Here is a 15,650-nt window from a genome sequence, read left to right on the forward strand (position 1 = left end):
CCTCCTACAAAGATTCAGTTATTGTAACTGTAGCATAAATTCTATAGAAAAGCGAGAGCTATAGAGGCGCTCTCGCTTTTCTTCTATTACATAAACATCATCGCAAATAACGGTCCAAGTAAACATGTCAAAATTGCTGTTAATGTCATTGTTACCGATCCAATAACACCTTCATGTTCGTTATTTTTCATCGCTCTCATCACGCCCATAATATGAGAAGCACATCCAAATCCGATACCTTTACCAACTGAGTTTGTAACACGGCTCCATTTTAATAAAAGGGGTCCTGTAATCGTTCCAGTAATACCTGCGATAACAACGAAAGCTGCTGTTAAGGAAGGTACACCACCGACTTGCTCTGAAACACTCATCGCAACTGGCATTGTCACCGATTTTGGTAAAGACGATAAGATTAAGCTTTTATCCGTTCCCATAAGTGAAGCAATCGCAAAATCACTAGCGATTGCAACTGTTGTACCTACTAATACGCCACCAGCAATCGGTACAACATATTTTTGCAGAACATGGCGTTGTTTATAAAGAGGAATTGCAAATGCTACAACACCGGGTCCAAGTAGCTTTGCAATCCAGCCACCACCACTTTCCATATAATGTTGATACGGTATATCAAGCACGATAAATAGGAAAGCCATTAATCCAGTTGCTACAAGCATTGGAATGGTGAATGGTGTTGGAAATAATTTGTAGATTTTTTTAGATAATTGATATAATAGCACCGTAAAAAGAACCCAACCGATTCCGATTAATATTTGGCTCATCGCGACTCTCTTTCCTTCCTATTCGCAAGATATTGTCCTGTATGACCTGCGACAATAATAATTAAAAATGTACTCGCTACAACTGTAATGAAAAGAGAAATTCCTTTACTCATAAAAAAAGCACCGTAATTCATTAGGCCAAGCGTTGGCGGAATTAATAAAAACGGCATAATAGCAACGAGTGTTTCTGCTCCTAAATCGAACCATTTCACTGGAAGAACTTTTAGGCTAAGTAAAACAAGTAAGAGGAACATCCCAATCAAACTTCCTGGAATTGGAATATTTAACATTTCTTGCACCCAAGTTCCAACCATATAAAACACGTAAAGAGCAGCAATTTGGACAAGAATCTTTGTAAATTTCATGTTCATCATCCCTCATGTTTATACGATCTTCTGTTAATATCTTTATCATAGTATAAATTGTAAAAAGCTGCAATTTATCAACTTGACAGCAAAAACAGCCTATGTTATACGCTTACAACCTTGATATGACTGCATTTCTAAACGAAAATTACGTCAAAAACCTTGACCTAATATAAAAAGTTTTTATTTTCTGAATTTAAAAGACTATTATTTCAATAAAATAATCTTTTTATTCTTAAACTTACATATATATAAAGTGAAACTTTAATCAATGAGATTCCCCTCATCCTTATTGATTATTAGCCCTCACCAAGCTGGTTTGTACGGGATAAACAAGATAGGTGGTGAACATATGCCCAAAAAAGTTCTCATTTTTTGTGATCCTGGGATTGATGATACGATGGCTCTCCTCTTAGCATTCTTTATCGATGAAATAGAAATTGTCGGTATCGTTGCTGATTACGGCAATGTTCCAAAAAAAATGGCCGTAGAAAATGCTCATTTTTTTAATAACGAAACAAAGAATAGAAATATCAAGATATTCGGTGGTTCAGAACGTCCCCTTACTGGTGCCCCACCTGTGTTTTTTACGGATGTACATGGGAAACAGGGGCTCGGTCCAATTATTCCAAAGGTGAATGTGACTAACGGAGAAATGGAGAATTTTTTTGAAGTCATTCCTCTTATTGAACAGTATAAAGATGAATTAATCATTGTAAGTTTAGGAAGACTTACCTCCCTAGCAATTTTATTCATCGTATGTAAACAGTTAATGAAGCAAGTTAAATCTTACTACGTAATGGGCGGTGCCTTTTTACATCCTGGTAATGTTACCCCTATTTCCGAAGCAAACTTTTATGGCGATCCTACTGCCGCTAATATAGTCCTTCAATCCACAGCTAGCATGTACATATACCCATTAAACGTCACTCAATACTCCATCATTACACCAGAAATGGCAGAATACATTGAGGCAAAAGGAAAAGCTCCACTTGTCAAACCGTTATTTGATCATTATTACTACGGATATTATAAAGACGCCCTACCACATTTAAAGGGGAGCCCCTTCCATGACACAATACCAATACTCGCTTTACTTGATAACTCTATGTTTACCTATCACAAATCACCTATCGTTGTCATGACAGAATCTTATGCACAGGGGGCAAGCATTGGAGAATTTCGCTCTTTAGGAGAATCTAAACCATTTATTGATTGGCCGAGTCATCAAATAGCAATTGATTTTGATTATAACCGCTTCTTCAAACATTTCATGTCACTTATGACGGGTGAACAATTTTAGCATAAAAAAACAGACCGTGATTTCTCACGGTCTGTCGTTTATTTTCTACAATTATCGTTTGATGTTATAGAAAGATTTTACACCATCGTAAACAGCTACTTCGCCTAGCTCGTCTTCGATACGTAATAATTGGTTGTACTTAGCAATACGGTCAGTACGGCTCATAGAACCAGTTTTGATTTGGCCAGCGTTAGTTGCAACTGCGATGTCAGCGATTGTAGCATCTTCAGTTTCACCAGAACGGTGAGATACAACTGCTGTGTAACCAGCACGTTTAGCCATTTCGATAGCTTCGAAAGTCTCAGTTAAAGTACCGATTTGGTTAACTTTAATTAAGATTGAGTTAGAGATACCTTTTTCGATACCTTCAGCAAGTTTTTGAGTGTTAGTTACGAATAAATCGTCACCAACTAATTGTACTTTATCACCGATACGCTCAGTTAATAATTTGTGACCATCCCAGTCGTTTTCGTCTAAACCATCTTCGATAGAGATGATTGGGAAGTCTTTGCAAAGCTCTTCATAGAAATCAACCATTTCTGCAGAAGTTAAGCCAGTACGGCCTTCGCCTGCAAGGTCATATTTACCAGTTTCTTTGTTGTAGAACTCAGAAGAAGCAACGTCCATTCCTAAGAATACATTCTCGCCAGCTTTGTAACCAGCTTTTTCGATAGCTTCGATGATTACTTCTAGAGCTTCACGGTTAGAACCAAGGTTTGGAGCGAATCCACCTTCGTCACCTACTGCAGTGTTAAGACCTTTGTCATGTAATACAGCTTTAAGTGCATGGAATACTTCAGCACCCATACGGATTGATTCTTTGAATGTTGGAGCACCAACTGGTAAGATCATGAACTCTTGGAAGTCAACGTTGTTATCAGCGTGAGAACCACCGTTGATGATGTTCATCATTGGAGTTGGTAATTGTTTTGCATTGAATCCACCAAGGTAACGGTATAATGGAAGACCTACGAAGTCAGCTGCTGCGTGAGCTACTGCCATAGATACACCAAGGATAGCGTTAGCGCCTAGTTTACCTTTGTTTGGAGTGCCATCTAATTCGATCATAGCACGGTCAATACCAGCTTGGTCAGTTACATCGAAACCAGCGATTTCTGGAGCGATAATTTCGTTAACGTTGTTTACTGCGTTAACAACACCTTTACCAAGGTAACGAGATTTGTCACCGTCACGTAATTCTACTGCTTCGTGCTCACCAGTAGATGCACCACTTGGTACGATAGCGCGTCCGAAAGCGCCGCTTTCTGTGTAAACTTCTACTTCTACAGTTGGGTTACCACGAGAGTCAAGGACTTCGCGAGCATAAACATCAATAATTGTTGACATAATAAATTCTCTCCTTTTTATATAAGCAAATTATTTAATAATTGTTTTACCTGTCATTTCTTTCGGTTGCTCAACACCAAGAAGTGTAAGCATTGTTGGAGCGATATCACCTAAGATACCATCTTCACGTAATTCTACGTCGTTCTTAGTAACGATGAAAGGAACCGGGTTAGTTGTATGAGCTGTCATTGGCTCTCCTTCAGAAGTTAATTCTTCATCCGCATTACCATGGTCAGCAGTAATAAGTGCTACACCATCTTTTGCAAGAATCGCTTCTACAACTTTTCCTAAACATTCGTCAGTTGCTTCTACTGCTTTAATTGTTGGTTCCATCATCCCAGAATGGCCAACCATATCACAGTTCGCAAAGTTAAGAATGATAACATCATGTTTATCATTTTCGATTTCATTTACTAAAGCGTCCGTTACTTCGTAAATGCTCATTTCAGGTTTCAAGTCATACGTTGCAACCTTTGGTGAGTTAATTAAGATACGCTCTTCTCCTGGGAATTCAGCCTCACGACCACCGCTAAAGAAGAATGTAACGTGCGGATACTTTTCAGTTTCCGCGATGCGAAGTTGCTTTAATCCCGCTTGCGCAACAACTTCACCTAAAGTGTTATCAAGGTTCATTGGCTTGAATGCCACGTAACCATCTACAGTTTCACTGAAGTGTGTCATACATACGAATTCTGGAATGTGAGGTACTTTTTCACCACGATCGAACTCACGGAAGTCTTCGTTTGTAAATACACGAGCAATTTGAATTGCACGGTCTGGACGGAAGTTATAGAAGATAACTGCATCATCATCATTGATTGTTGCAACTGGCGTGTTATCTTCGTTAACAATTACAGACGGCAATACGAATTCATCATAGATACCGTTCGCATAAGAGTCTTCTACACACTCTTCTGCTGATTTATAAGTAGGGCCTTCACCATTCACCATAGCACGGTAACATTTTTCTACGCGATCCCAACGCTTGTCACGGTCCATGGAGTAATAACGACCAGAGATAGTCGCGAATTGTCCTACTCCTGTTTCTTTAATTACTTCATTTGTTGCATCGATATAGCTTTGTGCTGTTTTTGGTCCAACATCGCGGCCATCTAAGAATGCATGAATGTATACTTTCTCAACGCCTTCTTTAGCTGCTAAGCGAAGAAGAGCAAACATATGGTTCATGTGACTGTGCACACCACCGTCAGAAAGTAAACCGAATAAATGAAGTGCAGTACCTTTTTCTTTTACGCTTTTAATTGCACTTTGGAACGTTTCGTTCTTATCGAACTCACCTTCACGAATTGCAACGTTAACGCGTGTTAAGCTTTGATATACAATGCGGCCAGCACCGATATTTAAGTGACCAACCTCAGAGTTACCCATTTGACCTTCTGGAAGACCTACTGCCTCGCCACAAGCTGTAAGCGTTGTGTGAGGGAATTTGTTCCAGTAACCATCAAAATTAGGTTTCTTAGCTTGTGCTACAGCATTCCCGTAAGTTTCTTCACGAAGTCCGAAACCGTCAAGAATGATTAAAGCTGTTGGCTTTCTCATTTTACCGCCCCCAGAAGACCTAAGAACGAAGCAGGCTCTAAGCTAGCACCGCCAACTAAAGCGCCGTCGATGTCAGATTGTGCCATATACTCTTTAATGTTTTCTGGTTTTACGCTACCGCCGTATTGGATACGAACAGCTTCTGCAGCTTCTGGAGAAACAGCTTCTGCAACAACTTTACGGATGTGCGCACATACTTCGTTTGCATCTGCAGAAGAAGAAGATTTACCTGTACCGATAGCCCAGATTGGCTCATAAGCGATAACAGTTGCTTTAACTTGCTCTTCTGTTAAACCTGCAAGTGCTTTTGTCACTTGACCTGCTACTAGGTCAAATGTTTTTCCGCTTTCGCGCTCTTCTAAAGTCTCACCACAACATACGATTGGTGTTAAACCATGTTCAAATGCTGCGATAGTCTTTTTGTTTACTGACTCATCTGTTTCAGCAAACATTTCACGACGCTCAGAGTGGCCAAGTACTACATAGCCAACTTTTAAGTCGCTAAGTGCTACCGGGCTAATTTCGCCAGTGAATGCACCATTTTTTTCGAAGTGCATGTTTTGTGCACCTACTTGTAAGTCAGTTCCTTCAGTTGCTGCTACAAGGCGCTCTAAGAATAGAGCTGGAGAGCAAACTACTGCATCAACAGCTGAAGCTGCTGGGATTTGACCTTTAACTTCCTCTACGAAGCTAACTGCTTCAGATAGAGTTTTATTCATTTTCCAGTTACCTGCGATAATTGGTTTACGCATGCTTTGCACCGTCCTTTTTCTTTGGCTGCTACTTATTTGTCGTTAAGACAAACTACACCTGGAAGCTCTTTACCTTCCATGAATTCTAATGACGCACCGCCGCCAGTAGAAATGTGGCTCATTTTATCAGCCATACCGAATTTTTCAACAGCTGCTGCAGAGTCACCACCGCCGATAACAGAGTATGTATCTTCTGCATCTGCTAATGCTTGTCCTACTGCTTTTGTACCTTCTGCGAATGGAGTCATTTCGAATACACCCATTGGTCCATTCCATACAACAAGCTTAGAATTTTTAATTACATCTGCATAAATTTCACGTGTTTTAGGACCGATGTCCACGCCTTCCCAGTTAGAAGGGATAGAGTCGATACCAACGATTTTAGTTGTTGCAGTTTCAGAGAATTCCTCAGTGATTACAACATCAACTGGCATGTAGAAGTTTACGCCTTTTTCTTTTGCAAGTTGCATAAATTCTTTAGCTAGTTCGATCTTGTCGTCTTCACATAGAGATAGACCAATTTCATGACCTAAAGCTTTAACGAATGTGTAAGCAAGTCCACCACCGATGATTAAGTTATCTACTTTGTCTAATAGATGACGAATTACACCGATTTTATCTTTTACTTTCGCACCACCGATAATAGCTGTAAATGGACGTTCTGGGTTAGAAAGTGCTTTACCAAGTACATCTAACTCTTTTTCCATTAATAGACCAGATACTGCTGGTAGGTAGTCTGCGATACCTGCTGTAGAAGCGTGAGCACGGTGAGCTGCACCGAATGCATCGTTTACGAAGATGTCAGCAAGTGCTGCAAATTCTTTCGCAAGTTCTGCATCGTTCTTTTCTTCGCCCGCATAGAAACGTACGTTTTCAAGAACTAATACGTCGCCTTCGTTCATTGCTGCAACCATTTCTTGTGCAACTGGTCCGAATGCTTCGTCCGCTTTTTTAACGTCTTTACCAAGAAGCTCACCTAAACGTGCTGCTACTGGAGTTAAACGCATTTCTTCTACTACTTGACCTTTTGGACGGCCTAAGTGACTTGCTAAAATAACTTTCGCACCTTGCTCTACTAAATATTGAATTGTAGGAAGAGCTGCACGGATACGAGTTTCATCTGTAATTTTGCCTTCTTTCATAGGTACGTTGAAATCAACGCGGCAAAATACACGCTTACCTTTTAAATCTACGTCACGAATTGATTTTTTGTTCATTGGATTTCCCTCCGACTACTAGTTAGGATTGACAAAACCCACTCAAAAGCTTAACACATTTGCTTTTAAAACGAAAGAAGAGAGAGAGGGAACAAACCCTCTCCCTCGTTTTGTCATTGATAACTTATATAATTAAGAATTAAAGACCTTTTGAAGTCATGTAAGCTGCTAGGTCTACTACGCGGTTAGAGTAACCAGTTTCGTTATCGTACCAAGAAAGTACTTTAACCATGTTACCTTCCATTACCATTGTAGATAATGCATCGATTGTAGAAGAAGCTGTACATCCGTTATAGTCGATAGATACTAATGGCTCTTCGCTGTATCCAAGGATACCTTTTAATTCGCCTTCAGCTGCTGCTTTGAATGCTGCATTTACTTCTTCAACTGTTACTTCTTTGTCAAGTTCAACAACTAGGTCAACTAGAGAAACGTTAGCAGTTGGAACACGTACAGCGCCACCGTTTAATTTACCTTTAAGTTCTGGTAATACTAATGCTACAGCTTTAGCTGCACCAGTAGATGTTGGGATCATGTTTTCAGCTGCTGCACGAGCACGGCGTAAATCTTTGTGTGGTAAGTCTAAGATTTGTTGGTCGTTAGTGTAAGAGTGAATTGTTGTCATCATTCCGCGTTTTACGCCGAATTTTTCGTTTAATACTTTAGCGAATGGAGCTAGACAGTTTGTAGTACAAGAAGCGTTAGATACTACGTTGTGGTTAGCTGCATCGTATTGTTCGTGGTTAACACCCATAACTACAGTGATATCTTCGTCAGAAGCTGGAGCTGAGATGATAACTTTCTTAACTGATCCACCTAAGTGTTTCTCAGCATCTGATTTTTTAGTGAAACGGCCAGTAGATTCTACTACTACTTCTACTCCGTAGTCGCTCCATGGTAATTGAGCTGGGTCACGCTCAGCGATAACTTTAATTTCTTTACCGTTAACAACGATGCTGTTTTCGTTAGCAGATACTTCTGCATTTAAAGTTCCGTGAACTGTGTCATATTTTAAAAGGTGAGCTAATGTTTTAGCATCTGTTAAGTCGTTGATTGCTACTACTTCTACCTCAGAGTTGTTAAGAGCTGCGCGGAATACGTTACGTCCGATACGTCCAAATCCATTAATACCAATTTTAGTCATTTGAATTTCCTCCTTGGGGGATTATATTAAAGGGTAAAACCCTTTGTTAACTGTTTTGCTGCACCTTCATCTGTAATTAGAATTGAAGTGTGCCCTTGTTTAATTACAGCCTGTATTGCTTTTGCCTTTGAAGAACCTCCAGCGACTGCAACAACGTGAGATACATTTTGTAAATCCTCTAGTTGCATACCAACTGTTCTTACTTTATGAACAACATTTCCTTCTTCATTAAAGTAGTAACCGAAAGCTTCGCCAACTGCTTCGCTTGCCTGAATCTTTAACCAATCTGCTTCTGAAGTACTTCTGCGACGTGCCATTGTTAACGCATCACCTATTCCATGAATGACGATATTGGAAGATCGAATCAACTCAAGAACTTCTTTCACGGAAGGCTCTGTCACAATAGACGCATATGCTTCGCTACTAACATGGTCTGGAACATACAATAAGCGATAATTACTCATCGTATTTTGCGCCATCTTGGCACAAATGGTATTGGCTTCTAATTCGACGCCTTCTCCAATTCCACCACGTGCTGGGACAAATAGCATATGTAAATCTTTGCAATCAAGTTGCATCATGTCCGCAGCAGCAGCTAGCGTAGTTCCTCCAGCCACAGCAACGATATTATTCGCTGTCAGACGGTCTTTTATACAAGTCACACAAGCACGGCCCATCTCCAGTTTGACCCAAGGTGATTCATCACTATCACCAGGGACAACGAAAACTTCATCCAAGTCTAATGTTTCCTTAAGTTGCTTTTCTAAAACCTTTAACCCGGAAATTTCTTTCATAAAGTCTTCCAAAGCAAGAACTAAAGCTGTTCCTTCTTCTGTCAAAGTCATTCCAGAAGAAGCGACGTGAACTAAGTTTTGTTCTTTCAAAACTTGAACTTCACTTCGCAATACTCGTTCTGTCATACCGAGACTTGCTGATAAGTTTCTTCTTCCAATCGGCTGCATGAGCCTAATGTATTGAAGAATTTGCATTCTCGTTTGCATAACAGGTAGCAGATCAGGTAATAATTTTTTTGTGTTCTGAATCCATGAGCGCATATCTTTTCTCCTCACTACATCGGTTCATTTTTCCTTCGTGGTCACTTTACGTCCCGTAGTGACATTTTGTGTCCCACATAGGTTAAAAAAATAATCCCTGCTACGTGTATTATTGTAACAGGAGATAGAAACTTATTCAACTCTTAACTGCATTCTTTATATAGTTTATTATGACACCTTTGTGAATGTTACCATATTCTACTTGTTTTCCGTCCATTTCTACAACCGGAATCATTAAGTGATATTTTTCTAAAAGGTCATTATCTTCATATATATCTATTTCCTCGATTTGAAAAGAATATTCACATTGTACTTCCTGTAAAACTTGTTTCGCCTTCACGCAAAGGCCACAATCTTTTTTAGTATACAGTACAACTTTCATCTTCTTCACCTATCCGATCGTTTTTCGTAATGACGAAGCTGGGATATGCATTTGTTCTCTATACTTCGCCACTGTTCTTCGAGAAATAACAATTTCATGCTCTTCTTCTAATAATTTTGAAATCTTTTGATCCGAAAGTGGCTTTTTCTTATCCTCTGCCCCAATTAGCGTTTGAATAAATTGTTTTACACGTTTTGTAGAAACTGCTTCATCTTCAGTCGTCGAAACGGCATTGCTAAAGAACGATTTCATCTCAAATAAACCGTGGGGTGTTTGCACATATTTATTTCGCGTCGCACGACTAATTGTCGATTCATGCACACTTAACTCTTCCGCTACCTCTTTTAAAGCGAGAGGTCTTAAATACTCTGGACCTTTCCAGAAGAAATCACGTTGTTTTTCCATAATAATAGTCATTACTTGCAGCAATGTCTGTTTTCTCTGCTTCAAACTACGCATAATCCACTGCACATGCTGATACTTTTCTGATACGTAAGACGCTACTTCACTTTCACTATTATTAAGAAGCGCACTATATTCAGAGTGAATTTCAATTCTCGGCATATTTCTCTCATTCATTTGTAAAACGAGGCGATCGCCATCTTTTTTCACCGCCATATCAGGTACAATGTAAAGTGGTTTATCTGAAGAAAACGCAAGACCAGGTTTTGGTTGTAATGACGTTATACAATTTACCGCACTCTGCAATTCCTCATTACTACACTTCAACACTTGAACGAGCTTTCGCCAATCTTTCTTCACGAAATAAGCGAAATGATCTTCTACAACCTCTTCTGCTAATCCATTACGTCTTTGTAAGCGCTTCAATTGCAAAGTTAAACATTCCTGAATATTACGCGCCCCTACCCCTGCTGGTTCCAGTGATTGGACAAGCTCTACAGAGCGGTCGACTACATGAATGGGCGCAGAAAGGAGCTCTGCTAACTCTTCATTCGTTTCTTGTAAATATCCATTTCCATCCATGTTCATAATAATGAAAGAAGCTACTTTTCGCTGTTCTTCATCTATTTTATAATACTGTATTTGATTTAATAAATGTTGCTGAATCGTTGTAGAATCCACACTGTAGATCTCCATCTGATTCTCGACTTGTTTGCTGGTACTTTTACTGTTGTTAGAGCTCTTTTTCTTCTCCCTCTCAAAACCACCTAACTCAATAAGGGGATTCTCTAACGATTGCTCATACAAAAACTCCGATAATTCTTGCACATTATACTGGAGCATTGTAATCGCTTGCCTTAACTCTTGTGTCATTGCCAAACGTAAGCTTTGTTCTTGTAAAAGACTTGCCTTCAAACTAATCTCCCCCTTGTTTCTATTGTACAATAAGTTTGGTAAAAGGAGAATGCTATCACAGACACCCATTCCAAAATATTATTAATTTATATGTATTAATGAGATTTACAACTTACAACCGAAATTTGAATAATATTGAAAGAAAATAATAAGTTTAAAAATTATAATCAAGTACTAATAGTAAATCTTATCACCAGATATAACAAGAGGAAAATAAAAAAAGTCCTAACCTACAAAACGTAAGTTAGGACTTTTTGACGCGCCCAGAGGGATTCGAACCCCCGGCAGACGTGGTACCGGAAACCACCGCTCTATCCGACTGAGCTATGGGCGCATGATTATAGAAAACACTTCATTTTCTTCTCATAATAATAGCAATAAAATCCATCTAAATCAATAAAAATATCCCCGTAATACCTTATGCATCTTAGCTAAAGGCATATAAAATCTATTTCACCCCTAAATTTTCCAATCATAAATTCACCCCAACTCACAAATTATAATCTTTGAATTGATATTCCAAAGGGGGCTTCATTCAATGACTGTAATTACGAAACTAAAGCAAACTGTTTCTGGATTAAAAAGTGCACAAGCTAGCTTAGAGGGATTCGCTCTTGATACGGATAACCAACAAGCGAAGCAACTTTTCCAAACAGCTGCGCAGCAAACACAAACGATTATCGATTCTTTAAACCCACGCGTTGAAGAAGTCCAACAAGAAGAACCACAATACTCACAGCAATAACGAATCAGTCTTGCTGTGAAATAGAAAAAGGATGATATGCAGTCATCCTTTTTCTATCACATTACATATTGCAATAGAAATGGAATGATAATTATGCGAAAACTCGGCCTCATAACCGCATTATTTGCACTTCTATTTAGCTCTTTTACCGGATGTGATAATAGTCCTTTAGATAAAAAAGTGAAAGAAGAAGCAAAACGAACGGAGAAAGAAAAAGGTCCAAAGTTAACAAAGACGAGTACGGAATCCTTTAATCAATCTATATCACAAGGAGCGAAAAAAACAGCTCTCGCTATGGATGAAATTATAAAAAGCACAGCAGTGAATTCAAATTTAGATCTCTACATAGCAGTTACACCTGAGCATCACGAAAGGTTTGGATTAAAACCTCTTCGTAAAAAGCTTCAAAAGCAGCTAAGTGATGAGCATCCTACTTTCGATGTTCGTGTCAGTACAGATAAAAAAATCTTTATGTTACTCGAAAAACTCGAAAGAAAAATTAAGGAAAAAGAAGTATCTAAAGATGAAATTAATAAACAATTAAAATTCATTGGTAAAAAAATGGAGTCTAACACTTAACGCTTTTTAAAAGAAAAGGAAGGATTGCAATGGCTAGTAAAGATAAAAACTTAACCCCTGTACAACAGGAGTATAAAAAATTCGAACAAGAACGCGAACCGAAACGACCTGTCTTAAAAAATTGTATAAAAGCCTTTTTCGTCGGTGGTTTTATTTGCTTCATCGGTCAACTTATTTCTACTTTTTACATCACATATTTTGATTTCACTGAACGCTCAGCAGGCAATCCAACAGTCGCAACTCTCATTTTCATCTCCATGTTACTAACTGGATTTGGTATATACGATCGTTTTGGACAGTTTGCCGGAGCAGGTACAGCTGTACCTGTTACTGGATTTGGTAACTCTGTTATTGCCGCATGTATTGAGCATCGAACGGAAGGATTTGTCCTTGGCGTTGGCGGCAATATGTTTAAACTAGCTGGTTCTGTAATTTTATTTGGTGTATTTTCCGCTTTCGTCATCGCACTTATTAAAACGATTCTCGTTCAATGGGGAGGGCTATAAATGTTACAAGGACACCGAACGTGGGTATTTGAAAACAAACCAGTCATTATCTCAACAGGGGTTGTCGGTGGACCATTTGAAGCAAAGGGGAACATTCCAGAAGACTTCGATATCCTTCATGAAGATTTATGGCTCGGACAAGATTCCTATGAAAAAGCACATAAAATTTTATTCGAAGAAGCTTGTAGTCGCGCTACTGAAAAAGCAGAGCTTCGTAAAGATGATATTCAATTCGTACTCGCAGGAGATTTAATTAATCAAATTACTCCAACAAGCTTTGCTTGCCGCACACTCGGCACTCCTTATCTCGGATTATTCGGGGCTTGCTCTACTTCTATGGAAGGTTTAGCACTTGGGGCAAGTATCGTAAATGCAAAAGGTGCAAAATATTTATTAACTGGAGCTTCAAGCCATAATACTGCTGTAGAAAAACAATTCCGCTACCCTACCGAATACGGTGGACAAAAGCCGCCTACTGCACAGTGGACAGTAACCGGAGCAGGAGCCGCTATTTTAAGCGATACTGGCCATGGTCCAAGAGTAACATCTGCAACGATTGGGCGAGTTGTTGATATGGGATTAACGGATCCGTTTAATATGGGAGGCGCAATGGCTCCAGCTGCAGTTGATACAATTGAAGCCCATTTACGTGAACGCCAAATTGATGCCTCTTACTACGATTTAATCGTAACAGGCGATCTCGGACATGTAGGACGCGAAATTGCTTATGACTTACTACATAAACACGGAACGAAAGTAACGAGCGAACAATTTCAAGATTGCGGAATTATTATTTATAGAGAAGGACAACCTGTCATAGCTGGTGCTAGTGGGCCTGGATGTTCCGCAACAGTCGTGTACGGTCATTTATTAAACCGAATGAAAAGAGGAGAGTTCCAAAAAATACTTGTCGTTGCGACAGGCGCTTTACTATCTCCACTTACATTCCAACAAGAAGAAACGATTCCGTGTATCGCTCATGCCGTTTCGATTGAATTTGGAGGTGCAACGCAATGATTTTTTTCTGGGCTTTCGTCATTGGCGGACTCATATGTGTAATCGGCCAACTTATGTTTGATGTCGGCAAACTAACCCCCGCTCATACAATGGCAACACTCGTTGTTGCTGGAGCTATATTAGATGGATTTAATTTGTATGAGCCATTAATTGATTTCGCTGGAGCCGGGGCAACTGTACCTATTACAAGCTTTGGTAATGCCCTCGTTCATGGCGCAATGGAAGAAGCTGCAAAACATGGCATCGTTGGCGTTATTACCGGCATGTTTAAAGTAACGAGCGCCGGTGTATCAGCAGCTATTATTTTCGGCTTCATTGGAGCGTTGTTATTCAAACCAAAAGGATAAGAGGTGTTTATATGACTGTTATCGCTAGCGTAAAAACTTGCCTTGCTAGTGTAAGGGGAGCTCAAGCAAGCTTAAGCTCTCTTTCATTAAATTCACAAGACGAAGAATCAAAACGCGTATTTCATGAATGTATGTTAGAAATGGACAGCGTCATCGCTGATTTAAAGGATAGAATTTCAGTATTAGAACGTGAAGAACCTCAATATAAAGGGTTTTAAGTAGACTGGAGGAAACGACTATGTCTCACCTGCCGGAATGGACACTTGTCATTCTTCGCTCTGTATTCATATTAATTATTTTATTCGCTATTACGAAATGGTTAGGGAAAAGACAAATCTCTCAGCTTTCCTTTTTTGAATACATAGCCGGAATGACGATTGGTGACATCGCTGCCCAAGTATCTACAGGGCTCGATTCAAAATTTTTTCACGGCGTCTTTGCGATACTCATTTTCGCTGTGGTACCTTTTTTAACAGGAATCCTCTCTTTAAAGAACAAAACAGCTCGGGACTTCTTTGAAGGAAAATCTACCGTATTAATAAAAGACGGAAAGATACTCGAAGATAATTTAAAGAAAGAAAAATATACGAGTGACGAATTACTGGAACTTCTCCGTGGAAAAAGTGCGTTCAGCGTAGCTGAAGTCGAATTTGCTGTCTTAGAACCGAGCGGAGAATTAAATGTATTATTAAAGAAAGATTCTCAGCCACTTACAGCAAAAGACATCGGTTTAAAAGTACCAAACGAGAAAGAACCACAAACTGTTATTATGGATGGAAATGTACTAGATGAACCTCTTTCAGCAAGCGGACATAACCGCGCTTGGCTACATTCAGAATTAGAAAAACTCGGTGTTGTTATTGAAAATGTCTTCCTCGGTCAAGTGGATTCATACGGACAACTTACTATCGACATTTACAATGACAAACTCCAAATGCCTTCTCCTCAAAATAAACCTTTATTATTAGCATCTTTAAAAAAATGTCATGCTGATCTTGAACTATTTTCCCTAGAAACAAAGTCGAAATCAGCAAGCGAAATGTATAGTAAAAACGCCAAACAAATCGAAAAAATTTTAAATAAAGTAACCTATCTTTTAAAAGACTAATTATCGAAAGAACGCTTCAGTTAAAAGGCGTTCTTTTCTTTTTTCTCCAGTTTTCATAACGTTTAAATTTATGTAATTCGGTTATGATGTTGAAGATACATAAGCAGGGAATTTCGAAAACATAGCG

18 protein-coding genes and 1 tRNA gene are annotated in these 15,650 nt (G+C 39.2%); 8 read left to right on the top strand and 11 right to left on the bottom strand.

The window, feature by feature from the left end; all coding sequences use genetic code 11:
- Nucleotides 1–86 precede the first annotated feature (86 nt).
- Both GD442_RS25040 and GD442_RS25045 read right to left on the bottom strand, forming a co-directional pair.
- Nucleotides 87–779: an LrgB family protein gene (locus GD442_RS25040; RefSeq protein ID WP_000078304.1), complete on the bottom strand. Its 693-nt coding sequence runs from the start codon at nucleotides 777–779 to the stop codon at nucleotides 87–89.
- Nucleotides 776–1,144, bottom strand: coding sequence for a CidA/LrgA family holin-like protein (locus GD442_RS25045; protein ID WP_000673222.1), 369 nt, complete (start codon nucleotides 1,142–1,144; stop codon nucleotides 776–778). Before GD442_RS25045 ends, GD442_RS25040 begins: the two co-directional genes overlap by 4 nt.
- Nucleotides 1,145–1,496: 352 nt before the next feature.
- Between GD442_RS25045 and GD442_RS25050 the strand changes: the two genes are divergently transcribed.
- Nucleotides 1,497–2,447 (top strand): nucleoside hydrolase, encoded by a 951-nt coding sequence (locus GD442_RS25050; RefSeq protein WP_001125058.1) that lies wholly within the window; start codon nucleotides 1,497–1,499, stop codon nucleotides 2,445–2,447.
- Nucleotides 2,448–2,498: 51 nt separating this feature from the next.
- On the opposite strand, the gene eno is transcribed toward GD442_RS25050, so the two are convergent.
- The 9 genes from eno to GD442_RS25095 all read right to left on the bottom strand — a co-directional run bounded on the left by eno (nucleotide 2,499) and on the right by GD442_RS25095 (nucleotide 11,555).
- Nucleotides 2,499–3,794, bottom strand: coding sequence for a phosphopyruvate hydratase (eno, locus tag GD442_RS25055; protein ID WP_000103955.1), 1,296 nt, complete (start codon nucleotides 3,792–3,794; stop codon nucleotides 2,499–2,501).
- 30 nt (nucleotides 3,795–3,824) lie between these two features.
- Nucleotides 3,825–5,354, bottom strand: coding sequence for a 2,3-bisphosphoglycerate-independent phosphoglycerate mutase (gene gpmI / locus GD442_RS25060; protein ID WP_001231152.1), 1,530 nt, complete (start codon nucleotides 5,352–5,354; stop codon nucleotides 3,825–3,827).
- A complete protein-coding gene (tpiA, locus tag GD442_RS25065; RefSeq protein ID WP_001231038.1) occupies nucleotides 5,351–6,106 on the bottom strand; it encodes a triose-phosphate isomerase in 756 nt (251 codons plus the stop codon). The genes gpmI and tpiA overlap by 4 nt, the downstream gene beginning before the upstream one ends.
- A gap of 32 nt (nucleotides 6,107–6,138) precedes the next feature.
- Nucleotides 6,139–7,323, bottom strand: coding sequence for a phosphoglycerate kinase (locus tag GD442_RS25070; RefSeq protein WP_001036350.1), 1,185 nt, complete (start codon nucleotides 7,321–7,323; stop codon nucleotides 6,139–6,141).
- Between the two features lie 139 nt (nucleotides 7,324–7,462).
- A complete protein-coding gene (gene gap, locus GD442_RS25075) occupies nucleotides 7,463–8,467 on the bottom strand; it encodes a type I glyceraldehyde-3-phosphate dehydrogenase (protein ID WP_000161236.1) in 1,005 nt (334 codons plus the stop codon).
- Between the two features lie 26 nt (nucleotides 8,468–8,493).
- A complete protein-coding gene (cggR, locus tag GD442_RS25080) occupies nucleotides 8,494–9,522 on the bottom strand; it encodes a gapA transcriptional regulator CggR (protein ID WP_001258185.1) in 1,029 nt (342 codons plus the stop codon).
- A 136-nt stretch (nucleotides 9,523–9,658) separates the two neighbouring features.
- Complete coding sequence (locus tag GD442_RS25085; RefSeq protein WP_000869730.1) at nucleotides 9,659–9,904, bottom strand: glutaredoxin family protein; 246 nt, start codon at nucleotides 9,902–9,904, stop codon at nucleotides 9,659–9,661.
- Nucleotides 9,905–9,913: 9 nt separating this feature from the next.
- Nucleotides 9,914–11,221 carry an RNA polymerase factor sigma-54 gene (gene rpoN / locus GD442_RS25090; protein WP_000647961.1) on the bottom strand — a complete coding sequence of 436 codons (1,308 nt, stop codon included), beginning with the start codon at nucleotides 11,219–11,221 and terminating at the stop codon, nucleotides 9,914–9,916.
- 258 nt (nucleotides 11,222–11,479) lie between these two features.
- Nucleotides 11,480–11,555, bottom strand: a tRNA-Arg gene (locus GD442_RS25095).
- Between the two features lie 204 nt (nucleotides 11,556–11,759).
- Here GD442_RS25095 and GD442_RS25100 point away from each other — a divergent pair.
- The 7 genes from GD442_RS25100 to GD442_RS25130 all read left to right on the top strand — a co-directional run bounded on the left by GD442_RS25100 (nucleotide 11,760) and on the right by GD442_RS25130 (nucleotide 15,523).
- Nucleotides 11,760–11,966 (top strand): DUF1657 domain-containing protein, encoded by a 207-nt coding sequence (locus GD442_RS25100; protein WP_000216166.1) that lies wholly within the window; start codon nucleotides 11,760–11,762, stop codon nucleotides 11,964–11,966.
- Between the two features lie 93 nt (nucleotides 11,967–12,059).
- Nucleotides 12,060–12,545, top strand: coding sequence for a YhcN/YlaJ family sporulation lipoprotein (locus GD442_RS25105; RefSeq protein WP_001228549.1), 486 nt, complete (start codon nucleotides 12,060–12,062; stop codon nucleotides 12,543–12,545).
- A 29-nt stretch (nucleotides 12,546–12,574) separates the two neighbouring features.
- A complete protein-coding gene (gene spoVAC / locus GD442_RS25110; RefSeq protein WP_000146953.1) occupies nucleotides 12,575–13,051 on the top strand; it encodes a stage V sporulation protein AC in 477 nt (158 codons plus the stop codon).
- Nucleotides 13,052–14,068, top strand: a complete 1,017-nt coding sequence (spoVAD, locus tag GD442_RS25115; RefSeq protein ID WP_000938973.1) for a stage V sporulation protein AD — start codon at nucleotides 13,052–13,054, stop codon at nucleotides 14,066–14,068.
- Nucleotides 14,065–14,415, top strand: coding sequence for a stage V sporulation protein AE (gene spoVAE, locus GD442_RS25120; RefSeq protein WP_000575919.1), 351 nt, complete (start codon nucleotides 14,065–14,067; stop codon nucleotides 14,413–14,415). The genes spoVAD and spoVAE overlap by 4 nt, the downstream gene beginning before the upstream one ends.
- Before the next feature lie 11 nt (nucleotides 14,416–14,426).
- Nucleotides 14,427–14,633: a DUF1657 domain-containing protein gene (locus tag GD442_RS25125; RefSeq protein ID WP_000215909.1), complete on the top strand. Its 207-nt coding sequence runs from the start codon at nucleotides 14,427–14,429 to the stop codon at nucleotides 14,631–14,633.
- A 20-nt stretch (nucleotides 14,634–14,653) separates the two neighbouring features.
- The gene (locus GD442_RS25130) at nucleotides 14,654–15,523 is read left to right on the top strand and encodes a DUF421 domain-containing protein (protein WP_000018924.1); all 870 of its coding nucleotides are present in this window, start codon (nucleotides 14,654–14,656) and stop codon (nucleotides 15,521–15,523) included.
- The last annotated feature ends 127 nt before the right edge of the window (nucleotides 15,524–15,650 follow it).

Source organism: Bacillus sp. A260, from assembly GCF_009861435.1.
GTDB lineage: Bacteria > Bacillota > Bacilli > Bacillales > Bacillaceae_G > Bacillus_A > Bacillus_A cereus.